This is a genomic window from Amycolatopsis sp. NPDC114484, assembly GCF_055633755.1.
Genome location: NZ_JBVKDQ010000001.1, coordinates 410,653 through 432,674 on the forward strand (window position 1 = coordinate 410,653; position 22,022 = coordinate 432,674).

Below are 22,022 nucleotides of genomic sequence, written 5' to 3' on the forward strand. Positions count from 1 at the left end.
CGGACCCCCGACCTGGCAGCATCACGGGGTTTCCATATGTCTGGACCATTTTCGCCCCAGGTCCACCACCGGGGGAATTCCCTTGCCCCGGACCGGCGGCGGGGAGATGCTTGACTCAGTCAACGATCGAGTCAAGGTGGTCCCCGTGCCGGATTCCGTCCTCGCCGAACGCGTCGCCACGGTTCGCGCTTTCAACCGGCTCTACACCGGAGTGATCGGCGTCCTCGACGAGGGACCGGCCGACGCCGAGTACTCGCTGAGTGAAGCGCGGGTGCTGTTCGAACTGGCCCAACAGGACCGGCTGCAGGTCAGTGATCTGCGCAAACGGCTGGCCTTGGACGGCGGCTACGCGAGCAGGCTGCTCGGCCGGCTGGAAACCCGCGGCCTCGTCACCCGCGAACGCTGCGCGGACGACGCGCGCCGCCAGCTCGTCACGCTCACCGCCGAAGGGCACGCGGCGTTCGCCGATCTCGACCACCGGTCGGCCAGCCAGATCGGCGGCCTCCTCGACCAGTTCGCGGACGCCGACCAGCGCCGTCTGCTCGGCGCGATGGGGACCATCACCGCTCTCGTCGGCGAACAGTCACCGGAACCGGCGGTCACCGTGCGCGCCCCACGACCGGGCGACCTCGGCTGGGTGGTGCACCGGCACGGCGCGCTGTACGCCGAGGAGTACGGCCTCAACGAACGCTTCGAAGCCATGGTCGCGCGCGTGGTCGCCGACTTCGCCGAACGCCGCGACGACCCCCGCCAAGCCGGCTGGATCGCCGAACTCGACGGCGAACGAGTCGGCAGCGTTTTCTGCACCCCTGGCGACCAGGAAGACACCGCGAAACTCCGGCTACTCCTGCTGGAACCGGCCGCGCGCGGACACGGCGTCGGCAAACGGCTGGTGCGCGAATGCGTCGAATTCGCCAGCGCGCAGGGGTATCGGTCGATGGAGCTGTGGACGCTGTCGCTGCTCGCCGCCGCACGCGGGATCTACCGCGGTGCCGGATTCGAACTCGTCGGCGAAGAAGAGACCGACGCGTTCGGCCCCCTCGTGACCGGCGAAACCTGGCGGCGGGAGTTATAGATGTTCGTTCTGTATTGCCCAGTGTGCGAGCGCCGAACGCTGCTGGGCGTCGACGAGGTCGACTGGGTCGAGAACCTGACGCGCGGCGTGATCTCGGTGTCCGGCCACTGCCCGCTGGGCCACGCCGCGGTCATCCTGACCGGCGACGCGTTCACCCCGCACGCGGACCCGCGGTATTTCGGGCCCGCGCCGCGAGTGTGGACGAAACCGGTGCACCGCCTGCGCGGCTGGCTGCGCACCAGGTTCGAGCTGAGCCGCGACCTGCCAGGGCCGTTCTACCGTTTCTGACGCCCCATCAAGTAAAACTCGGGATTCGGCTTGAGCGCGGTCAGATGCGCGAGCCGGTTGGACATCGCGAACAACGCGGTGATCGCGCCGACGTCCCAGATCTCGTCCTCGGTCAGGCCCGCCTCGCGCGCCATCGCCAGGTCGCCTTCGCCGAACAACGCGGAGTCGCGGGACAACGCCAGGGCGAGGTCGACAATCGCCCGGCCGCGCTCGTCGAGTTCGACTTGCCACGGGTTGGTCGCGACCTGGTCGGACAGTTCGGGATCCTTCGCGCGGATCCGCAGGATCGCCCCGTGCGCGACGATGCAGTAGGTGCAGTGGTTCGCGCCGGAAGTGGCTACGACGACCAGTTCGCGTTCGGCTTTGGTGAGTCCGCCTTCGCGTTCCATGAGGGCGTCGTGGTAGTCGAGGAAGGCGCGGAGTTCGGCTGGCCGGTGGCCGAGCGCGCGGAAGATGTTCGGCGTGAAGCCGGATTTCTCCGCGATGGCACCGATGCGCTCGCGGAGATCGTCGGGAAGGTCTTCGAGTTCCGTCACGGGGAACCGGCTCATGGGGTTGGTCATGGTTTCCACGCTAACCCGCGCGGTTTGCGTACGGGAGGGGTCGGGTGGGCCAAGGCAGGTTCTACAAAACGATCTTCAACCTGTCTGACTCCACCGAAGCACGGGACTCTCGGCGCTCTCGAAGACGGCTGGCCCCCGCTGATCCCCGCCGACTGACCCCGGATGCACCCCGTGCACCCGGAAGGAGTTTGCTTACCCCCGTGAACTGGACCGCGTACGTGGACGGTTACTGCGAGCGCACCGCGCCCGGACTCTGGGGAGAGCCGCTCAACGACCTGGCCAACCTCGCCTTCCTCATCGCCGCCGGGATGGTCTGGTGGTATGCGAACGGGCAGCGCACCGGGCGGGTGCTCGCCGTCCTGATCGGGTTGATCTTCGTTGCCAGCAGCGCATTTCACCTGGTCGCCACCCGGTGGGGCGCGGTCGCCGACTCCACCGCCATCTTGTTCTTCGTGCTGTTCTACGCCGCGGTCTTTCCCCGGGTCTTCTTTCGTGCCAAAGCCAAGTGGGCCTGGCTCGGCGCGCCCGCGTTCCTGGCACTCACGGTCGCGTCAGGGGCGCTCGGCGGTGGGCTATACCTTCCTGCGCTCATCGGGCTCGCGGGGTTCGCCGTCGCGTTGGGGGTCAAGCGTGACGCGTACTGGCTGGACTTCACCATGGCTGCCGCGGTGTTCGCGTTGTCCTTGGCGTTTCGGAGCGTTGACGAGGTGGTCTGCGGGGACTTCCCAGCGGGCACGCATTTCCTGTGGCACGTGCTGAACTCGGTTGTGCTTTACCTCGTCGCGAAGGCGATGGTCGGCAAAATGCGAGAAGCCCCCTCGCCGGAGGACGGCGAGGGGGCTTCTGTCTAAAAAGGACTCAGTGCGCGCCGATCGGGCGCAGGTCCTTGTCGTGTTCGTCGGCGTGGTAGTCCTCGGGCGCGGTTTCGTCGTTGCCCGGGCTCCACTTCAGGGCCCGTGCGATCACCGAAACCACCGCGGCTACCACGATGTTCGCGATCAGGGCCACGAAACCGGGGTAGATCTGCACCACCGCGAGGGCGGTGCCGCTGAACGGGTGCCAGCCGAAGATCGACAGGTTGCCCATGGCCAGTGCGGAACCGCCGAAGTGGAGTTTTCCGTTGGCCGGGTTGGGGATCCCGTAGAGCATGATCAGGCCCCAGCCCATGCCGACGATCCAGCCGGCGATGAGACCCGCCTTGTGGAACCAGCGCGTGTACAGCGCGATGGCGACCGCGGGCAGGGTCTGCAGGATCAGCACGCCGCCGATGAGCTGCAGGTCGATCGAGAACTGCGGGTCGATCAGGATGATCACCAGCACCGCGCCCAGCTTGACCACCAGCGACGCCAGTTTGGCCTGCTTCGCCTCCTGCTTCGGCGTCGCGTCCTTGCGGATGTACTCCTTGTAGATGTTGCGCGTCCACAGGTTCGCCGCGGCGATCGACATGATCGCGGCGGGCACCAGCGCGCCGATGCCGATCGCGGCGAAGGCGATGCCCGCGAACCAGTTCGCGAACTGCGAGTCGAACAGCAGCGGGACGATCGTGTTGCCGTCCGGCTTGCCAGTGGCCGCGTTCGTCAGCGGCTTGACGCCCGCCGAAATCGCGACGTAGCCCAGCAGCGCCAGCAGGCCCAGCACGAACGAGTAAGCCGGCAGCGCCACCATGTTCCGCTTGATCACGTTGCGCCCGCGCGAGGCGAGCACGCTCGTGAGCGAGTGCGGGTACAGGAACAGCGCCAGCGCCGAACCGAGCGCCAGCGTCGCGTACTGCAGCTGGTTGCTCGAGGTCAGCAGGATCGAACCGGACGGCTTGCCCGTCTTCGGGTTCGGCTTGGCGAGCGTTTCCTTGGCGGTGTTGAAGATGTGGTCCCAGCCGCCGAGCTTCGAGGGCAGGTAGATGATCGCCACGATGATCACGATGTAGATCAGGATGTCCTTGACGAACGCGATCAGCGCCGGCGCGCGCAGGCCGGACTGATACGTGTAGAGCGCCAGGATCACGAACGCGATCAGCAGCGGCAGGTGCCCGACGATGCCGGAACCGTTGATGCCCATCGTGCGCAGCACGGCTTCGAGGCCGACCAGCTGCAACGCGATGTACGGCATGGTCGCGACGATGCCGGTGATCGCGATCAGCAACGCCAGCGTCGGCGAACCGAAGCGGCCGCGGACGAAGTCGGCCGGAGTCACGTAGCCGCGCGAACGGCTGACCGACCACATGCGCAGCGCCGGCAGCAGCACGATCGGGTACACGACGATCGTGTAAGGCAGCGCGTACAGGCCGAGCGCGCCGGCGCTGAACACGAGCGCGGGCACGGCGACGAAGGTGTAGGCGGTGTAGAGGTCACCGCCGAGCAGGAACCAAGTGATCCACGAACCGAACTTGCGGCCGCCGAGACCCCATTCGTCGAGGTGGTCCAGGCTGCCGCCGGCCTTCCAGCGCGAGGCGACGAAGCCGAGCACGGTGACGACGACGAACAGGAACGAGAAGACGATCAGTTCCACCCACTGGATGTTGCTCATCGGGCGTCCCCCTCGTCCAAGTCGTCGACGCTCAGCTCGTCCTGGCCCTGGTTGCGCGGCTTGTCCTTGGTCGCCAGGTAGACGATGCCGGTGCACAGCACGCCCAGCACGACGAACGCCAGCTGGAACCAGTAGAAGAACGGAAGGCCGAACAGCCGCGGCCCGTCGAAGTTGAACAGCGGCGTGACCAGGATCAGCAACGGGATCAGCAACAGCAGGTTCCAGGCACTGAACTGGAACCCGCGCACCCGACCGCCCGGTTTGGCAGTGGACATCGAACCTCACCTAACACTCACGTGACACGCGACCGCCTGACCCTAGACCGCGCTCATCCCGCCGTCATACGACTTCGATATCGATTCGATCAGCACTACGAACACGTTCCAGGTTGTGGACAACCTCGGGGACAACCCGCTCCCGCGCGGCCCCGGCGGGCCATTCGCTACCCCTATCGGCGGGACCGGGCCACTCCGAATGACCCAAGAACTTGTGCCGACCGGCGGTTGTCCACGGGGTTCGGCAGCTTGTGCACAGAGTTATCCACAGGCAGTGGACAACTCTGTGGCTAAACTGGGCGGCATGGTCCGCGTGCCCCTCACCGACGAAGAACGCTCCCGCGGCGAGCGGCTCGGCCTGGTGCTGCGCGCCGCCCGGGCCAGCCGCAGCATGGTCGACGTGGCCGCGGAAGCGGGCATTTCGGTCGAAACCCTGCGCAAAATCGAGACCGGCCGGATCCCGACGCCCGCGTTCTTCACCGTCGCGGCGATCGCCGACGCGGTGGGCATGCCACTGGACCGGCTGCGCGTCGCGTGCGACGGCGATCCGGCGGCGTTTTCGCAGGCCAGTTGAGGTTTCCCGGCTCCGAGGGTGGATCGGGCAGCTGGGCGGGGCGGATAAGGCAGAGCCGCTGAGTCCGGCCGCCGCGGGCAGGATCGGCGAGCAGATCGGGCAAGTGCCCGCCGTCTGTGGACAACTGTGGATCGGGCAAGCGCCGGGTGCTTGTGGACAACTGTGGACAACTCAAGGCTCGGCGCGCGACCGCGGTCCGGACGAGCGCGGCGACCTCCGGGGAGGGGCTGTTTCGGCGGCCAGCCGATCCACCGTCGTGACTTCCGGAGTGTCGACGACCAGGACCCGACGACGCTCGACCTCTACTTCGTCCGCACCGGCCTCGACACGAACGTCTTCGACGACGCCGCGGCCCTCCCTGGGGACGCCTCAGCCGCGCAGGTCGGCGAGTACCCGTTCCCGGTCGTTGAGGTAGCGGCAGTCGCGGATGGGCAGTTCGAAGGAGTTCAGCAGCTTCTCGAAATCCGCGTACTCGTCCGGGTTGAGTTGGATGCCGGTGACCTCGAAATGCGCGGCCATGGTGTCGGCGAGTTCCTCCCATTCGCCGGACCACTGCAGATCGCGGTAGTGCTCCAGATCCTCGATCGGCATCCGGTCGGCGAGCAGGCGCAGGACGCTGTCGACGAAGTAGCTGATCCGGTTGCCCGCGCGGTCGTCGACGGTCGGGTTCGCCGGGTCTCGCGCGGCGTCCGGGTTCCGGACCACGCCGGGGCCCGGCAGCGGGAAGCTGGTGTGCACGAGACCGTCGCCGTTGACCAGGACGACCACGCGCACGCCGTACCGTTCGCCGACGCAGCGCCAGCGGCCGTTGTACTGCTGCCGCCGCGGTTCGCCCGGATCGTTGGCGACGTCCTTGACCACCGCGATGATCTGCTCGTCGCTCCATCCGGACGGAAATTCGCAGGTCGCCCTGCGGCCGATGCCGGAAGCGTGTCCACCGCCCACGTTCGGCTCCTCTCGTCGGCACGGAGCCTAACCCGGGCGCGGCCGTTCAGCCGACTTGTGCCAGCACGAGGATGCCGACCGCCAGCAGGTCCGGACCGCGGAACAGTTGCCGCATAAGGTTTGCCGGCATCGGACCGGCGGGGGTGTCGACGAAACCCGCACTGCTGTAGTCGACCGGCTCACGCGTGACGGTGCGCAACACCGAAAGCACCGCCAGGGCGACGGTCACCCACGAGAGCGCCGAAAACGCGGTGCCCAAAGCCAAAAGCGCCACTGAGAGCAGAGCGCACCAGACCAGTCCGACCACCGTGAGCGCGACGCCGTGAGCGATCACCAGCTCCCGCGACGACGAACCCAGCCACCTTCGGCGACCCGGATTCCGCCACAGCACGCCAAGACCGGCCCCGAAAGGAGTAAGCGCGACGTACGCGCCGATCCCGATGAGCACCGGTCCCGGCAGCGTGGGAACAGCAACATGGCCGACGGCTACCGCGAAAGCCACTAACAAAACCGCGCTCGCGTACCGGGAACGGCCGACGATCCCGACCCACGCCAGCCGAAACGCGGTGGGCGGACGCAGCGACCACGAGCCCGCGGGCGCGGACTCCGGCAGCATCATCATCGGGTCGAGGAACGTCACCGCCATCGCACGCAGAACCCGCGCGTTCCAGCCGTCGAGCAACACCGCACGGCCCGCTCCGCTGACTGCTTCGCCGCCGAAAGCCAGCAACAGACCGCATAACGCGAGCGCCGCGCCGACGTATTGCAACGCCATCGCGTCGAGGCGAGCCGCAGCGATCACCACGCCGGACACGGCGAGGAGCAGCGGCCCAGCGGCTTCGAAAAGGAACGCAGTACGACGAGCGGTGGTGAACGCGAGGATCGCGCCACCGGCGACAAGCGCCGCCGCGGCGCGCCACCAGTCGACCGAGCTTCCGCCGACCGCCAGCATCAGCGCGGCGACATATCCGATCACCACGACGAATCCGGTGAGCACGCTGGCCAACCGAGTCGCGACCACGCGGCGGCGGTCCACCTGGGCGAAGTCCATCCAGGTCAGCTCGGCCGGTTCGGCCCAGACGAAACCGCGCCGCAGCAGGCTTCGCCAGCCCACCGCGGCACACAACGCGACCAGGCCGAGCACCGCCGAGTAGTCCACTGCGGATGGTCCAAAGAGGACTCGATGCCAGGCGTCGGTGCGGAAAAAGGCGGTGAACAAGAAGCCGACGCCGAAAATCAGCACGAACGTAGGACTGTCGCCGCTGAAGATGCCGCCGAACCGCTTGCGGCCGGGCACGCGCAACCGGGTCACCACAGTTCGAGCACGCTGTCTGCCGTGTCCAGCAACGGTTGATGGTGCGTGGCGACGACAACTGCCGCACCGGCCGCGGTGGAGCGGCCGATCAGCTTGACCAGCCACTCCTTGCCCGCGGTGTCGAGCGCGCGTTCGGGCTCGTCGAGCAACAGCACTCGGTGCGGTCGCGCGGTGACGCCCAACAGCAGCAATCGGCGACGCTGTCCGGCCGAGAAATGCCCAGCGGTGACGCGGGCGCGTTCGGCGAGCCCCGCGTCCGCGAGCAGTTCTTCGAAATCGCCGAGGTCTTCGCCGAACGAGCCAGAGAGCAGTTCCAGGTGCTGCGTCGGCGTGAGTTCGGCGAAGAAGTCGGAATCATCGAAGAGCACGGATACCTTGCGGCGAAAGGAAATGCTGCGTTCGTCCGGCTTCGCTCCGTCAATCAGCACCCGGCCCCGCTGCGGTTGCTGCATGCCGTACAGACACCGCATCAGGGTGGATTTGCCGACTCCGTTAGGCCCGACGAGCACCGCGCATTCGCCAGGTTCGACGGAGAAATCGAGATCTTCCAACAGCCACAGGTCACCGGCCTTCACGCCGAGCCCGCGCGCGTCGACTATCGCGGACACAGCAGATCCACCACCGGGGCCAGCACTTCGAGGTTGGGTTCGAGGACCGTGAAATAACTGAAGCCGAACCGGGCGCGGTGCGCGACCAGCTGCGCAGCGATTTCGTCGACAGTGCCGACCAGCACCGTGGGGACTTCGGCCAATTCTTCGAGCGTGAGCGTGTCGCTGAGGCGGGCGTGGATTTCCCGCAATGCGCCTTCGCGATCATCAGTTATCTGGACTAATTGCACGAGCAGATTGAATTCCGCGTCGCGGCCAGCGAGCCGTTCGGTGACAAACCGGGTGCGCTCTTCGACCGAGTCCGCCGGTGCCAGTACCGGCGGCGCTCCGTCGCGCACCTTTGCCGTGCCACTGAAGGCAATCGTCGCCGCGTGCTCGGCGGCGAGCGAAAGCAGCCGGTCGCCGCGGCCGCCGATCATCAACGGGGGACCACCGGACCGCACGGGTTTCGGCGCGTATTCCGGATCCGCGTACAGCCGCCGCAGTTCCTTGATCACGAGTTCGAGGTGATCGACCCGCGCGCCCGCGCTCGGAAACGGCATTCCCGCCGTTTCGAACTCCGCTTTCACATATCCGGCGCCGAGACCGAGTTCGAGCCGTCCGGACACGAATTGGTCCGTGCCCGCGACGTCCCGCGCGAGCAGCACCGGGTTGTAGAACGGCGCGTTGAGCACGAAAGTGTTGAGCCGCACCCGTTCGGTGACCGCACCGGCCAGCACGAGCGCGGGAAACGGCGGCGCGATGCCCAGGTGGTCGGCCACGCTCAGCACGTCGTAGCCGAGTTCCTCGACCCGGCGGCACTTGCTGACCCACTCCTCGCGCGAGCCCGGCAGCACCATGTTCACGCCGAACCGGAAAGGCTTCTCCCCATCAGAGACCATGCGGCCACGCTACCGTTTTCCGACACGCGTTGAAGGGGACGTCCGCGTCCGGCGCGAACGTCCCCTTCTTCGTGCGAAGCGTCAGCCGAGGCGCTGGGCCAGCGCGTCCAGCTCGTCGCGCAGCGAGGACGGCACCTCGCCGATCTTCGCGAACCACTCCTCGATGAGCGGCAGCTCCTCGCGCCACTCCTCGTTGCGCACCTCCAGCGCGGCCTGGATGTCCTCGACCGGCTCGGACAGGCCGTCGAGGTCGAGGTCCTGTGCGTTCGGCACGAAGCCGATCGGGGTCTCGACCGCGTTGCCAGTGCCCTCGACGCGCTCGAGCACCCACTTGAGCACGCGCGAGTTCTCGCTGAAGCCCGGCCACAGGAAGCGGCCGTCGTCGCCGCGGCGGAACCAGTTGACGTAGAAGATCTTCGGCAGCTTGTTCGCGTCGGCGTTCTTGCCGAGGTCCAGCCAGTGCTTGAAGTAGTCACCGGCGTGGTAGCCGAGGAACGGCAGCATCGCCATCGGGTCGCGGCGCACGTTGCCGACCGCGCCGACCGCCGCGGCGGTGGTCTCCGACGACATGGTCGCGCCCATGAACACGCCGTGCTGCCAGTCGCGGGCCTGGTTCACCAGCGGCACCGTGGTCTTGCGGCGGCCGCCGAACAGGATCGCCGAGATCGGCACGCCCTTCGGGTCGTCCCACTCCGGCGCGAGGATCGGGCACTGCGACATCGGCACGCAGTAGCGCGAGTTCGGGTGGGCGGCCTTCTCCTCGGAGTCGGGCGTCCAGTCCTGGTGTTTCCACGACGTGGCGTGCGCGGGCTTGTTCTCCATGCCCTCCCACCACACGTCGCCGTCGTCGGTGAGCGCCACGTTCGTGAAGACCGTGTTGCCCTTCTCGATCGTGCGCATGGCGTTCGGGTTCGTGTGGTTGTCGGTGCCCGGCGCGACGCCGAAGAACCCGAACTCCGGGTTCACCGCGTACAGCCTGCCGTCCTCGCCGAAGCGCATCCACGCGATGTCGTCGCCGAGGGTCTCCGCGCGCCAGCCCGGGATGGTCGGCTGCAGCATGGCGAGGTTGGTCTTGCCGCAGGCGCTCGGGAACGCCGCCGCGACGTAGTGGACCTTGTCCTCGGGCGAGATCAGCTTGAGGATCAGCATGTGCTCGGCGAGCCAGCCCTCGTCACGGGCGATGACCGAGCCGATGCGCAGCGAGTAGCACTTCTTGCCCAGCAACGAGTTGCCGCCGTAGCCAGAGCCGTAGCTCCAGATCAGCCGCTCCTCCGGGAAGTGCGAGATGTACTTGGTCTCGCTGCACGGCCAGGCGACGTCCTTCTCGCCAGGGGCCAGCGGCTTGCCGACCGAGTGCAGCGCGGGCACGAACTCGCGCTCGGAGCCGTCCGGCGCGATGAACTTGTCCAGCGCGGCCTTGCCGGCGCGGGTCATCACGCGCATCGACGCCACGACGTAGGCGAAGTCGGTGATTTCGATGCCCAGCTTGGGGTTTTCGTCGCCGAGCGGGCCCATGCAGAACGGGATGACGTACATCGTGCGGCCCGCCATGCAGCCGCGGTACAGCTCCGTCATGGTGGCCTTCATCTCGGCCGGGGCCACCCAGTTGTTCGTCGGGCCCGCGTCCTTCTCTTCCTTCGAACAGATGAAGGTGCGGTTCTCGACCCGCGCGACGTCGTCGGGGTCCGAGGTGGCCCAGTAGGAGTTCGGCTTCGCGTCCAGCTTCACGAAGGTGCCGGCGTCGACCAGCTCCTGGTTGATCCGGGCGGCTTCCTCGTCAGACCCGTCGACCCACACCACGCGGTCCGGGGTGGTCAGCTCGGCGACCTCCCGGACCCAGGACAGCACGCCACTGTGCGTCGTCGGCGCTGTGTCCAGTCCGGGGATGGCGACTGCGGTCATCTCTGCTCCTGACTTCCGACGACAAAAGAGCCCACACCGCGAACGACAGTGTTCTTGGTGCGGGCTTCGTTGCCGGCGACCGAATGGCTTCGCACACCGGCGGAAGACCGGTGTGCGGGTTTTGGGATTCCCCGACTGTAGCCGGATGGACGGCAGGTAACCGAGAGCTGACCTGTCGGTTCTCTCACAAGAACGATAAGGGAATCGATTCAGTTTCACCGGAACGGGCCAGCGGCGAAAATCTTTCCGCGTGGCCCGCGTCGCATTCGTGCCGGATGCCGGGAGCTGGGCTGATCGGTCCTGATCGGTCCTGATCTTGCCGGGACGCTGCCGGGCGCCGGTTCGCCGGACGCGAGCGGACGGTGCCGGGCTTTGGCGCCCCGGAGACAGCGAAACGGGCCCGGCGCGCGGCCGGACCCGTTCGTGTGACGTCAGTTACCGAGGGTTCAGTTGGGGCTGATCCATTGCCCGGTTCCGCTGTCGATCTTCGCGACGCCGCTGAGCAGCTGCGCGCCCTCGCCGCCCCAGGCCGAATCGCTGCCGGGGTCCGCCACCGCGTGGTTCGCGCCGTCGGCCTCGGTCCACTGGCCCTGGCCGGTGTGCTCGAAGGTGTGGGTGGAACCGTCCGCGCCGACCTGCACCGCGACGTCGGCCTGGCCGTCGCCGTTGGTGTCGGTGAAGGCGATCGTGCCGCCGGACTTCGTCTCGACGACCGCGGTGTCGTTGTGCCCGTCGTGGTCGGTGTCGATGGTGGCGACCCCGGCGTCGACGTTGCCGTCCGGCAGATCGGCGTGGATGTGCCCGGTGGTCGAGGAGTCCTGCGAGTGCGTGTCGGTGCCGTCGGGCTGGCCGTGGCCGGATTCGACCCAGCTGCCGGTCTGCTCGTCGTAAACCGCCTGGTCCACGACGTGCCCGGTCGAGTCGAGCACCGCGTAGTGGTCGGCGACCCCGTCGTGGTCGGTGTCGGCGAACGCCTGCGCGGTGCCGTCGTCGTGCTCGACGACCGCGGTGTCGGAGACCCCATCGTGGTCGGTGTCGTAGTTGACCTCGGCCTGGTACTCCTGGCCGTCGACGTGGACGGTCAGGGCCTCGTGGCCGGTCGCGTCAGTGCCGCCGCTCTCGTCGACCCACATGGGTTGGTCCCCCTTATTACGCCGGGTCTGCCGCTGGTTTCGCTCGGTATGACTCACGTTAGGCCGGTTCGGTTCCCGTCCACAAGCCGATCACGCACACCACCGCACCTAGGCAGCTGCCAGGTCCGTACGTCACCGACCGGTCATGCCCGATCGCGGACCGTGCGAATGCGGGAAAGCAGAGACTCGGCGCGAGTGTGGCCCTCGGTGACGTCCTTGAGGCGTTTCGAGACGATCGCGATCTTCTTCGCCCGCTCCTGCGCGCTCATCTTGATCGTCTGGTCCACCTCCTTCAGCTCCGCCTCGATCGCCTCGATGCGGCGGCTCAACGCTTCGTCTAGGGCGAGCGACAACTGCTGTTCGGCCTCGATGAGCTGTTCGGCGATCAGCTGGTCGAGCGTCGAACGGGCGTCGGCGATAGCCTCGACCAGCCATTGCTTCAGGTGCTGTTTGTCCGAGGCGTGCTTGCGAGTACGCGCCATCCACCAGCCCGCGCCGAGGCCGATCACGATCGTCGCGGGAAGCACAACCGGGTTGAGGATCGCGACGCCCGCCAGTGGCAAAGCGGCGATCTTCCCGGCGCCGACGCCGCCGGAAATGCCCATGAACACCAGCAGTTTGTCTTCGGCCGTCGGCGGTTTCTTGTCCGGCGGGCGCAGCACGACCGGCGGGCCGCCGGCGCGCGCGAACTGGGCGCGGATCACGTCGAGTTCCTCGGCGGAGAACAGCTCGGACAGCGCCGTGTTGGTGACCTGGTTCAGCCGTTGCGACAGCTGCATCGACACCCGCTGCGACGCGGTCTGCAGCGCGATGTCCACTTCCTGCGGCAGCGCGGCCAGCTCGTCACGCTTCGCCGCGTCGATGCGTTGGCGGAAATGCGTCTGTGCCTCGCGCATTTCACGACTGCTTTCGTGGCCGACCTCGACCCGCGTGCGCTGGATTTCGCCGCGCAAGCGCAACTGCCAGCCGCGGGTGGAGGTGCGGCGCTGGGACTGGAGATCGTCGCGGCGAGCACGGAGTTGTTCGGCTTCCGCCTCGCCTGCCGACAGGGCCCGGCTTTCCGCCTGCAGCTTCGCCTTGATCCCGGCCAGCGCGCTCGACAGCGCGCGGAGCGTGTTGGCTTCCTTCAACATCATCGACCGGCCGACCAGCAATTCCTGCAGCGCGACCTGCACCGCCGCGATGCCGGACTTCTCCCGCAGCATGGCCGCGACCTGCTCGTTCGGCGCCTTCGCGGCGGTTTCGAACACGCGCGCCGACACCGGGTGGAACACCGCGTCGGCGAAGCGCGGCGCGTGTTCGGCGAGCAGTTGCCGGTCGGCTTCCAGGATCTCGCGCCAGCCGCGGAAGGCGTCGGTTTTGGCCAGCACGAAGACAACCGTCTCGACGCGGTCCGCGACCTCGCGCAAGAACTGCAGCTCAGTGGAGGTGAACGGGGCCGAGGCGTCGACCACGAACACCAGCGCGGTCGCGCCCGCGGCGGCCTCCTTGGCCAGCTCGCCGTGCAGCGAATCGAGCCCGCCGACGCCCGGGGTGTCGACCAGGGTCAGCCGTTCCAGCAGCGGGACCGGGCCGGACACCTCGACATAGCGCGGCGGAAGCTGTCCCGGCGGAAGCTCGTGCGAGGCGGACACCCAGTCGACCAGCTGCGCCAGGTCGAACGGCACCGAAGCCAGCTGACCGGGGTAGCAGGCCTGCGCGCCCCACTGCTGCGCGTGCTCGAAAACGAGGTAGGTCGCGGTGGCCACGTCAGCGTCCACAGGGGACAGTCCCGGGGTCGCGAGCAGAGCGTTGACCAGCGAACTCTTCCCGCGGTTCGTCTCGCCGACGACCACCACGGACGGTTTCTCCGACCGGGCCTTGCGCTGATCCTCGACCCATTTAGCGGCCTGCGGATCAGCCTCGCGGACGACGCCGAGCAACTGTTCGCGAGCGGCCTGGACCTGAGCGGGAAGCGTCGGTGCGGTCACTGGGCCCGCTTCGCGTAGACGGTGACGATCGGCGCGCGCAACAGCCGTTCTTGGTCGGCGAACCCGACGACCTCGGTCTCCGCGACGACGCCTTCCAGTTCCGGATCGTCGGTCGGCACGGCACCGCCTGCCTCGTGCCGCGCCGGGTCGAACCGTTCGCCTTCGGCGCGCAACGCCGTGACGCCGATGGCGGCGAGCCCGTGTTCGAGCCGTTCCACGACGCCGCTGCTGCGGGCGCGGTCCAGCGCGTACAGACAGAGCTGGATGAGCGCCTGCCGGTCGGAAAGCGCGCGTTCGAGGTCACCCGGGGCAGCTACGAGGTCCACATCGGGATCCGACGCATCCGCCGCGACGCCGGTTCCGTCCGCCTCGGCGATGATCCGCGCGAGGGCTTCCGCGCTGATCTCGCCGGTCGGCGCCTCCGCCGCGTCGGCGGGTTCCTCGTGGCCGAACCACGCCATCAAGACCCCTCCCCTGGTCGTCCGGGTGATTTCACCAGTTTGCGGCACCGCGGCGCGCGGCGGGGGCGGATCACTCAGACGGGCCGAGAATCCGCGTCAGCACCTTCCGCAGCACCGCCTGCTCGTGCTCGACGTCCAGGTCGGGATCGAGGCTCGCGCGGGACAGCAAAGCGTCGACCAGCGCGACGATCCAGTTTCCCGCGTCGGCCGGGGTCAGCACGGGGGAGAACCGGCCGGTGCGGACGCCGTGGTCGACCAAGTCGGCGAGACCGGTGCGCAGGCGGTCGTCGTTGCCGCGGATCAGCTCGGCGAACTCCGGATCGCGCGCGGCCTGCGCGGCCGCTTCGAGGATCAGCCGCACGACGCCGGGCAGCACGAGCGGCGACGTCATCTGCGCGACAACGGCGAGCACGCCTTCCCACGGGTCGGCCATTTCCGCCGCCGCGGCGAGCAGTTCCTCGTTGTCGTCGGTGTCCGCCTCGAAAATGCCGACGAAAACCGCGCGCTTGCTGGGGAAGTAGTGGAACAGGCTGCCGGAGCTGATCTCGGCGGCGCGGCAGATGTCGGCGGTGGAGGTCTTTTCGAAGCCGTTGCGGGCGAAGCAACCGGCTGCCGCGTCGAGAATCGCGCGCCGTTTCGCCGCGTGCTTCTCCGGATCGACGGTCCTCATCGTTTCGGGGGCGGTTCGTCGAGCCACGGACGGCCATGCGCGGCGAACGCTTCGGCCAGCTGCCGCCGGGGCAGGTCCGTCTTCTCCCTGGCCACTTCCCGGTCTTCTTCGCCGAGCAGCACGAGCTTGCCGTCGTCCACGAAGACGGCGGTGAGGGGAGTGTCGATCCTCCGGCGGCGCTCACGTCGTTCGAGGGTGACGCGGGTGGTGGACACCGTGACGATCAACCGGTCCCACGCCCAGAACCAGGCGAACGCCAGCCCGAGCAACAGGCCGACGACGACCGCGCCGATCAGCCGCCACGGCTGCGGCACCGAATGCAGCAACCGGAACGGGCCCTGCATGGGGAACCAGGCCAGCGATGCGATCCAGTCGGCGAGCGCCTGCACGCCCCAGCCCAGCAGCGCCCCGCCGACCGGGCAGGCCAGCCAGGACCCGCGGCGCACCCACGCCGGTTCGTCGACCGTTGTCTCCATGCCGATCATTATTAGACCGAGCACTCGGTTTATCAAAACCTGGGTACAAAACGCCAGGTCAAAGTGCCCAGCGCGGGTTCAGGCGAGTTCGTGGATCAGCGAGCGCATGGCCTCGTCGAGCGCCGGGACGTCCGAGGCCAGCCGGGACGAGACCAGCAGCTGGTGCTCCGCCGTCCGCAGCCAGACGCGGCCCGCGACCGGGATCTCCAGCACCGACAGCCGGAACGGCCGGGCGCGACGGCCCAGCTCGACCTCGGTTTCGCGGACGAGCCGCCCCAGGCGTTCCCCGGCGAGAATCTGGCGGCGGTGGAAGCCGGACGAGACCGGACGGCGTGCCATGGCGAAGTGTTCCGCGGCCGCCGGGGCGAAATGCTGTGCCGCGAGGTCGATCGCCGAACCGTCGCCGGGAGCAGGGCTTTTCCGGCGGGTACGCGCCGAACCGCGCTCGCGCAGGAAGGTCAGCAGACCGTTCCACCACGGTTCCCACTGCACTTGCACCGCCGCGCGGTCGAGAGCGGGCGGGACGTGCACCGGCACGGCGGGCTCCACCGGAGGCAGCAGCTGACCGTCGGCGATCGAGAGCGCGAGTACGTCCCGGAGGAACAACGCCACGTCGACGTCGTGGTCGCTCCCCCAGTTCACCCGCCACGAGGTGGTGTCCTCCAGCCGCACGACATTCAGCCTACGCGTCGCGGGCGAGTTGTTTACTGTTCGCGAATCTGTTGCCAGATCAGGAAATAGGCGCGGTGCACGACGTGGGCCACGCGGCTTTGCGCCGGAGTCGCGCCGAACGACGCGAAAGAACGCCACCAGCCGGCGCGTTCCAGCGCGTGCGCCGCCAGCTCCGGTCGCGGGGCGCCGGGAAGGCCGAGCTGTGCTCCGATGTCGGCGTTGCTGCCGACCCGAAGCACCTCTTCCGCCAGGTCTTCCGGCATTTCGACCGCACCCGACGCGACGAGCGTCAACGCCTCCAGCAACCGCAGTTGATGTGCTTCCGGACGGGCCAGCAGCACCTCGATCGCGTCGTGCACGCGCTGCCGTTCGCCCGGATCACCGGACGTGTGCGCCAACGCGGTCACCGACGCGAGCGCGGCCGCGGCCTTGATCCCGTCCGCGCGCGCGGCGAAGACGATCGACAGGCGGCGGCGGACCGCGTCGAGTCCGGAGATGTCGAGAAGCTTGCGGCGCAACGCTCCCGCGGTGATCTCCGGTTCCGCGCGGATCGCGTCGACCGCGCAGCGGATTCCGAAGAGATCGAGCTTTTCGAGCAACCGCAACCGGATCCCGGTCGGGATGTCGCACTCCCAGCTGGTGAAGATGTCGGCCGCGATCAGCATCGTTTCGAGGATGTCGTCGTCGAGCGCGGCGAGCTGGCCGAGCGCTTCGGCATCCGCCGAGGTGAACCCGCCGGACTCGGCCGATTCGGCGATCAGGCCGATCACCGGAAGCACGTCCGCGACGCGCGGCTTCAACGTCGAGGCCTGTTTCTCGGCGAGCAGTTGCGCGGCCTTCCAGACGTCCCCGCCGGAGCCTTCGACAGAATCCGCGACGACCGTGTCCGCCTTGTTCAACACGGCGATCGCGTTGACCGGTCCCGCTTCCCGGCTCGCGGTCGCGGCGGTGAACGCGGCCAGCGCCTGCTGATCGTCCGCGCGCACGCCCTGGGTCACCACGTAGAGCACGGCCTCCGCGCCCGCGACGGCGTTGCGCGAGGTGTCGTCGAGGTCGTCGGAGCCCTCGTCCTGCTCGGCCGCGCCCAGCAGCTGCTCGGTCCGCGACACCGACGCCGCGTCGAGCGAGCCGAGGCCCGGGGTGTCGATCACCGTCATGTCCTGCAGCACCGCGTTGGTCAGGTACGCCTCGAGGTGCGAGACCTCGGAGATGTCGACGCCGAGCTCGGCCGGGATCGACCCGTCCGCGGCGAACGGAAGCACCTGCTTGCGGCCGTCGAGGAACACCACCTCGACCCGGTCGACGGTGCCGTACTGGAACCGCGTGACCAGCCGCGTGCACTCGCCGACGTCGGTGGGCGCGACGAGCCGTCCGATCAACGCGTTGACCAGCGTCGACTTGCCCGATTTGATCCGCCCGGCGACCGCCACCTGCAGCGGTGCGCCAAGCCGGCGCAGCACCTCGGCGAACCCGGCGGCCGTGCGCGGGGACACCTGGGACCTCAGCCGGTGGCACAGCTCCGCCACCGACGCGGACAGTGGGCCGGCGAGCCGTCCCCGTTCCGCCGCTGCCGTCACCGCCCCGGCCCCCTTCCGGCTCGTTCGCTCACCCGAGCAGGAATCGTCGCATGCCGGTCATCCTTCGGTCGCACCGAAGGTGCTACCCGCGACCGACGCGGCCGCCCGCGCGGCGACCTACTGTTGAATCGTGCGACGGCTCAGCCTCTGGATGCGTGCCCACCCGATGGTGGGGGACTCGCTGCTCGCGCTCTTTCTCGCGGCGTTCGACATCCTGGTGTTCGCCGCCGGCGGCCTCGACCCCGAACTGCCCGGCCCGGAGTGGTACGTCGCGGTCCCGATCGACCTCGCCGTGGTCGCGCCGCTGGTCTTCCGCCGCAAACAGCCGCTGATCGCCGCGTACGTCGCTTACGTCATTTCCTACGCGCACAGCGCGCTGGACCTCGGGGTCTCCGGTCTGGCCGCGCTCGCGATCAGCCTCTACTCGGTCCAGGTCTACGTCGGCCGGAAACAGGGGCTGCTCTACGGCGGCGCGTTCGTGGTGGCCATGGTCGTCACCGCGATCGTCAAACCCGAGCCGTCGATGGCGGCCCAGTTGCTGTTCAGCGCCTTCACCATCGCCTTCTGCTGGCTGCTCGGCGAGTTCATGTACGCCCGCCGCGCCTATCAGCGCGAACTGGAGGCCCGGTTGCACCTGCTGGAGACCGAACGCGACCAGGCCGCGCGCATCGCGGTGGCCGAGGAGCGCGGCCGGATCGCGCGGGAACTGCACGACGTGGTGGCGCATTCGGTGAGCGTGATGGTCGTGCAGGCCGACGGCGCGGCGCTCGCCCTGAAATCCAATCCGGAGCTGGCCGGACGCGCGCTGGGGACGATCTCCGAAACCGGCCGCGGCGCGCTCGGCGAACTGCGCCGGCTGCTCGACGTGCTGCGCAACGACCGCGGCGACGACGAACCGCGGGTTCCGCAGCCGGACGCGACCGCGCTGGGCGACCTCGCCGAGCGGATGCGCGCCGCGGGCGTCCCGGTGGACCTCTCCGTCGGCGACGGACTGGACGAACTGCCCGCCGGGGTGTCGCTCGGGATCTACCGGATCGTCCAGGAATCGCTCACCAACACGCTCAAGCACGCCGGTTCCGGGGCCAGCGCCGCGGTGCGAGTGCGGCGGACCGGCGACCAGGTCGAGGTCCTCGTGCGCGACGACGGCGCGGGCCGGGCCCGGAGCCTGGAACAAGTCGGCGTGGGCGGAACCAGCGGGGCGGGGGCGGCTCGGCAACCGGCGCCGCGGCTGTCGGTCGCGGGCGGGAACGGGCTGATCGGGATGCGGGAGCGGGCGAACGTGTACGGCGGAACACTGGAGGTGGGCCCCGCCGCGGGCGGTGGCTGGCAGGTGCGAGCGGTGCTGCCGGTTAGGTTGAACTCGTGATCCGAGTGGTGGTCGTCGACGACCAGGAACTGATGCGCGTCGGGTTCCGGATGGTGCTGGGCGCGCAGGCCGACATCGACGTGGTCGGGGAGGCGGGCGACGGCGCGCAAGCCGTGCGGATGGCCGCGGAACTGCGGCCCGACGTCGTGCTGATGGACGTGCGGATGCCGGTGCTCGACGGGGTCGAGGCGACGAAACAGATCGTCGCGGCGGGCACCGCGCGGGTGCTCGTGATGACCACCTTCGACCTCGACGAGTACGTCTACGCCGCGTTGCAGGGCGGTGCTTCCGGCTTCCTGCTCAAGGACACCCAGCCGGACTACCTGGTGTCCGCGCTGCGTTCGGTGGCCGACGGCGACGCGGTGATGTCGCCCTCGGTCACGCGCCGGCTGCTCGACCGGTTCGTCGGCTCCGGCGGCGCGGAAATGCGCGATCCGGCCGAACTCGACGTGCTGACCGACCGCGAACGCGAAGTGCTCGTGCTGATCGCGAAAGGCATGTCGAACATCGAGATCGCCGAGACGTTGTTCCTTTCCGAGGCCACGGTGAAAACCCACGTCGGGCGGATCCTGTCGAAGCTCGACCTGCGCGACCGGGTGCAGGCGGTCGTCCTCGCCTACGAGACCGGGCTGGCCCGGCCGGGGATCGGCTGAACCGTCTAATTCGGACACTGTCCACACCGGACCCCGCCACGAATTTCGTGGTGGGGTCCTTGGCGGATCGGGCAAAGTTCAGGGTCGGCTCAGGGGCATCCCCCATCGCGCTCCACCTCACGACACGACCAGAGTACTACTCAGGTCGGGTAGCCGGTTCGGTCCACGGGATGACGCGAAAACGGCGGCACTGGGACAGGATGAATTCCGTTAGCACCGCCGTAGAGGGAGCAGGGGATGATCGAGGCAACAGGTCTCACCAAGCGTTACGGGAGCACGCTCGCGGTGAACAACCTGTCGTTCAGCGTGGCAGCGGGGAAAGTCACCGGATTCCTCGGCCCGAACGGCGCAGGCAAGTCCACCACGATGCGCATGATCCTGGGCCTGGACAACCCCACCGGGGGCCAGGTCCGGATCGGCGGAAAGCTGTATCACGACCTGAAGGAACCGCTGCGCACGGTCGGCGCGCTGCTCGACGCGAAATGGGTGCACCCCAACCGCTCGGCCCGCGCGCACCTGCAGTGGATGGCCCGGTCCAACCGGATCCCGGCGACGCGGGTGGACGAGGTGCTCGACACCGTCGGCCTCACCAGCGTCGCGGGCAAACGGGCGGGCGGGTTCTCGCTCGGCATGTCGCAGCGGCTGGGGATCGCCGCCGCGCTGCTCGGCGACCCGGAGGTGCTGCTGTTCGACGAGCCGGTGAACGGCCTCGACCCGGAGGGCATCCTCTGGATCCGGAAGTTCATGCAGCGCCTCGCCGCCGAGGGCCGGACCGTGTTCGTGTCGAGCCACCTGCTTTCGGAGATGGCGCTCACCGCGACCGATCTCGTGGTCATCGGCAAGGGCCAGCTGATCGCGCAGTCCACCACCGAGGAATTCGTGGCGCGGGCCGCGGAGAACACCGTGAAGGTGCGCTCGCCGCAGCTTCCGGCGCTGCGCCAGCAGCTGATCTCCGCCAGCGCACAGGTCACCGATTCCGGCGAAGCGCTCATTGTGTCCGGAATGGACAGTGCGAAGATCGGCGAGATCGCCGCTTCGGCGAACCTGGTGCTGCACGAGCTGAGCCCGCAGACCGGCTCGCTCGAACAAGCCTTCATGCAGATCACCGGCGACTCCGTCGAGTACCACACCGGACTCGAAGCAGAGGCGCAGCAGGCCGCGGCCATCCGCTGACCACACTCTCGTTGGGAAGAGAAAAATCATGACTTTGCTCGCGGTCGAACGCATCAAGCTCTTCACCACCCGGTCGCCGTGGTGGTGCGCCCTCATCGCGCTGGGCCTCACCATCGGATTCGCCGGGCTCATGGCCACCGCGCTGCCGAGCGGGGAAACGATCTCGGTGGCCAACACCCAGGCCGGACACCAGTTCGGCATCGCGGTGATCATGGTGCTGGCGGCGCTGTCAGTGACCACTGAGTACCGCTTCGGCACGATCCGCACCACGTTCCAGGCGGTGCCGCACCGGGGCAGCGTGCTCGTCGCGAAGGCCACCGTCGTCGCGCTGCTGTCGCTCGTGATCGGCGAGATCGCCGCCTTCGGCGCGTGGGCGCTGGGGTACGCGATCCGCCCGTCGGATTCGGTGGCGCTGCACACCTCCGCGGACTGGATCAACGTCGCGGGCGTCGGGGTGGTGTTCGCTTTCGCCGCGGTCATCGCGGTGGCGGTCGGCACGCTGATCCGGCACAGCGCCGGTGCGCTCTCGCTGCTGCTGATCTACGTGCTGGCGGTGGAAAACCTCGTGCAGCTGATCCCGACCGTCGGCCCGAAGATCCACCAGTGGCTGCCGTTCAACGTCGCGGAGCGCTTCCTCGGCGGTTCGGCTTCCTCGCGAGGCCCCGGCCTGCCGGACGCGGTGCTGTCGCAGTGGGGTTCGCTGGCCTACTTCGCCGGGGTGGCCGTGGTGCTGCTGGCGATCGCGATCGGCGTCGCGAAGAAGCGCGACGCGTAAAGACCCACAGGGGCGTTCGGGCGAGTCAGGCGGGGGCCGGCGGAGCCGAACAAGGGGAAAAAGGGAAAAAGGGGAACAAGATCCGGGTCGCCTTTCGGGGGGCGGCCCGGATCTTTCCGTTTCGGTAGAGTTCGGGTCCACGAGAAG

23 protein-coding genes are annotated in these 22,022 nt (G+C 68.5%); 8 read left to right on the plus strand and 15 right to left on the minus strand.

The window, feature by feature from the left end:
- Window positions 1-106: 106 nt before the first annotated feature.
- Window positions 107-1,075 (plus strand): bifunctional helix-turn-helix transcriptional regulator/GNAT family N-acetyltransferase, encoded by a 969-nt coding sequence (locus tag ACZ7SW_RS02040; RefSeq protein ID WP_470228566.1) that lies wholly within the window; start codon window positions 107-109, stop codon window positions 1,073-1,075.
- Complete coding sequence (locus ACZ7SW_RS02045; RefSeq protein WP_470228567.1) at window positions 1,076-1,363, plus strand: hypothetical protein; 288 nt, start codon at window positions 1,076-1,078, stop codon at window positions 1,361-1,363.
- Here ACZ7SW_RS02045 and ACZ7SW_RS02050 read toward each other — a convergent pair.
- Entirely contained in the window at window positions 1,351-1,926 is a 576-nt protein-coding gene (locus tag ACZ7SW_RS02050) for a peroxidase-related enzyme (RefSeq protein ID WP_470228568.1), read from the minus strand. The genes ACZ7SW_RS02045 and ACZ7SW_RS02050 overlap by 13 nt on opposite strands.
- 200 nt (window positions 1,927-2,126) lie before the next feature.
- Here ACZ7SW_RS02050 and ACZ7SW_RS02055 point away from each other — a divergent pair, with 200 nt between their 5' ends.
- Window positions 2,127-2,777 carry a hypothetical protein gene (locus ACZ7SW_RS02055; protein ID WP_470228569.1) on the plus strand — a complete coding sequence of 217 codons (651 nt, stop codon included), beginning with the start codon at window positions 2,127-2,129 and terminating at the stop codon, window positions 2,775-2,777.
- Between the two features lie 7 nt (window positions 2,778-2,784).
- Here the strand turns inward: ACZ7SW_RS02055 and mctP are convergent, their stop codons facing one another.
- Window positions 2,785-4,449, minus strand: a complete 1,665-nt coding sequence (gene mctP / locus ACZ7SW_RS02060; RefSeq protein WP_470228570.1) for a monocarboxylate uptake permease MctP — start codon at window positions 4,447-4,449, stop codon at window positions 2,785-2,787.
- Window positions 4,446-4,724 (minus strand): DUF3311 domain-containing protein, encoded by a 279-nt coding sequence (locus ACZ7SW_RS02065; RefSeq protein WP_344282736.1) that lies wholly within the window; start codon window positions 4,722-4,724, stop codon window positions 4,446-4,448. The genes mctP and ACZ7SW_RS02065 overlap by 4 nt, the downstream gene beginning before the upstream one ends.
- A 304-nt stretch (window positions 4,725-5,028) precedes the next feature.
- On the opposite strand from ACZ7SW_RS02065, the gene ACZ7SW_RS02070 reads away from it, so the two are divergent.
- Window positions 5,029-5,298 carry a helix-turn-helix domain-containing protein gene (locus ACZ7SW_RS02070; protein WP_116199468.1) on the plus strand — a complete coding sequence of 90 codons (270 nt, stop codon included), beginning with the start codon at window positions 5,029-5,031 and terminating at the stop codon, window positions 5,296-5,298.
- A 369-nt stretch (window positions 5,299-5,667) separates the two neighbouring features.
- Here the strand turns inward: ACZ7SW_RS02070 and ACZ7SW_RS02075 are convergent, their stop codons facing one another.
- From ACZ7SW_RS02075 to ACZ7SW_RS02130, 12 genes are all read right to left on the minus strand, one after another.
- On the minus strand, window positions 5,668-6,243 hold the full coding sequence (locus ACZ7SW_RS02075; RefSeq protein WP_470228571.1) for an EndoU domain-containing protein: 576 nt from the start codon (window positions 6,241-6,243) through the stop codon (window positions 5,668-5,670).
- Window positions 6,244-6,289: 46 nt separating this feature from the next.
- On the minus strand, window positions 6,290-7,558 hold the full coding sequence (locus ACZ7SW_RS02080) for a hypothetical protein (protein WP_470228572.1): 1,269 nt from the start codon (window positions 7,556-7,558) through the stop codon (window positions 6,290-6,292).
- Window positions 7,552-8,157: an ABC transporter ATP-binding protein gene (locus ACZ7SW_RS02085; protein WP_470229226.1), complete on the minus strand. Its 606-nt coding sequence runs from the start codon at window positions 8,155-8,157 to the stop codon at window positions 7,552-7,554. Before ACZ7SW_RS02085 ends, ACZ7SW_RS02080 begins: the two co-directional genes overlap by 7 nt.
- A complete protein-coding gene (locus ACZ7SW_RS02090; RefSeq protein WP_470228573.1) occupies window positions 8,154-9,047 on the minus strand; it encodes a TIGR03621 family F420-dependent LLM class oxidoreductase in 894 nt (297 codons plus the stop codon). Before ACZ7SW_RS02090 ends, ACZ7SW_RS02085 begins: the two co-directional genes overlap by 4 nt.
- Window positions 9,048-9,128: 81 nt before the next feature.
- Window positions 9,129-10,949, minus strand: coding sequence for a phosphoenolpyruvate carboxykinase (GTP) (locus ACZ7SW_RS02095; protein ID WP_470228574.1), 1,821 nt, complete (start codon window positions 10,947-10,949; stop codon window positions 9,129-9,131).
- A gap of 446 nt (window positions 10,950-11,395) precedes the next feature.
- Entirely contained in the window at window positions 11,396-12,082 is a 687-nt protein-coding gene (locus ACZ7SW_RS02100; RefSeq protein WP_470228575.1) for a hypothetical protein, read from the minus strand.
- Between the two features lie 143 nt (window positions 12,083-12,225).
- On the minus strand, window positions 12,226-14,052 hold the full coding sequence (locus ACZ7SW_RS02105) for a dynamin family protein (protein WP_470228576.1): 1,827 nt from the start codon (window positions 14,050-14,052) through the stop codon (window positions 12,226-12,228).
- The gene (gene grpE, locus ACZ7SW_RS02110) at window positions 14,049-14,513 is read right to left on the minus strand and encodes a nucleotide exchange factor GrpE (protein ID WP_470228577.1); all 465 of its coding nucleotides are present in this window, start codon (window positions 14,511-14,513) and stop codon (window positions 14,049-14,051) included. Before grpE ends, ACZ7SW_RS02105 begins: the two co-directional genes overlap by 4 nt.
- A 70-nt stretch (window positions 14,514-14,583) precedes the next feature.
- Window positions 14,584-15,183 (minus strand): TetR/AcrR family transcriptional regulator, encoded by a 600-nt coding sequence (locus ACZ7SW_RS02115; protein WP_470228578.1) that lies wholly within the window; start codon window positions 15,181-15,183, stop codon window positions 14,584-14,586.
- Window positions 15,180-15,659, minus strand: coding sequence for a YqeB family protein (locus tag ACZ7SW_RS02120; protein ID WP_470228579.1), 480 nt, complete (start codon window positions 15,657-15,659; stop codon window positions 15,180-15,182). The genes ACZ7SW_RS02115 and ACZ7SW_RS02120 overlap by 4 nt, the downstream gene beginning before the upstream one ends.
- A 78-nt stretch (window positions 15,660-15,737) precedes the next feature.
- Window positions 15,738-16,331 (minus strand): hypothetical protein, encoded by a 594-nt coding sequence (locus tag ACZ7SW_RS02125; protein WP_470228580.1) that lies wholly within the window; start codon window positions 16,329-16,331, stop codon window positions 15,738-15,740.
- Window positions 16,332-16,363: 32 nt separating this feature from the next.
- Window positions 16,364-17,908 carry a dynamin family protein gene (locus ACZ7SW_RS02130; RefSeq protein WP_470228581.1) on the minus strand — a complete coding sequence of 515 codons (1,545 nt, stop codon included), beginning with the start codon at window positions 17,906-17,908 and terminating at the stop codon, window positions 16,364-16,366.
- Between the two features lie 151 nt (window positions 17,909-18,059).
- On the opposite strand from ACZ7SW_RS02130, the gene ACZ7SW_RS02135 reads away from it, so the two are divergent.
- The 4 genes from ACZ7SW_RS02135 to ACZ7SW_RS02150 all read left to right on the plus strand — a co-directional run bounded on the left by ACZ7SW_RS02135 (window position 18,060) and on the right by ACZ7SW_RS02150 (window position 21,875).
- Entirely contained in the window at window positions 18,060-19,274 is a 1,215-nt protein-coding gene (locus ACZ7SW_RS02135; protein ID WP_470229227.1) for a sensor histidine kinase, read from the plus strand.
- Window positions 19,271-19,927 carry a response regulator transcription factor gene (locus ACZ7SW_RS02140; RefSeq protein ID WP_344282690.1) on the plus strand — a complete coding sequence of 219 codons (657 nt, stop codon included), beginning with the start codon at window positions 19,271-19,273 and terminating at the stop codon, window positions 19,925-19,927. The genes ACZ7SW_RS02135 and ACZ7SW_RS02140 overlap by 4 nt, the downstream gene beginning before the upstream one ends.
- Window positions 19,928-20,164: 237 nt before the next feature.
- Window positions 20,165-21,100 carry an ABC transporter ATP-binding protein gene (locus ACZ7SW_RS02145; RefSeq protein ID WP_470228582.1) on the plus strand — a complete coding sequence of 312 codons (936 nt, stop codon included), beginning with the start codon at window positions 20,165-20,167 and terminating at the stop codon, window positions 21,098-21,100.
- A gap of 28 nt (window positions 21,101-21,128) precedes the next feature.
- On the plus strand, window positions 21,129-21,875 hold the full coding sequence (locus tag ACZ7SW_RS02150; protein WP_470228583.1) for a hypothetical protein: 747 nt from the start codon (window positions 21,129-21,131) through the stop codon (window positions 21,873-21,875).
- Window positions 21,876-22,022: the final 147 nt, after the last annotated feature.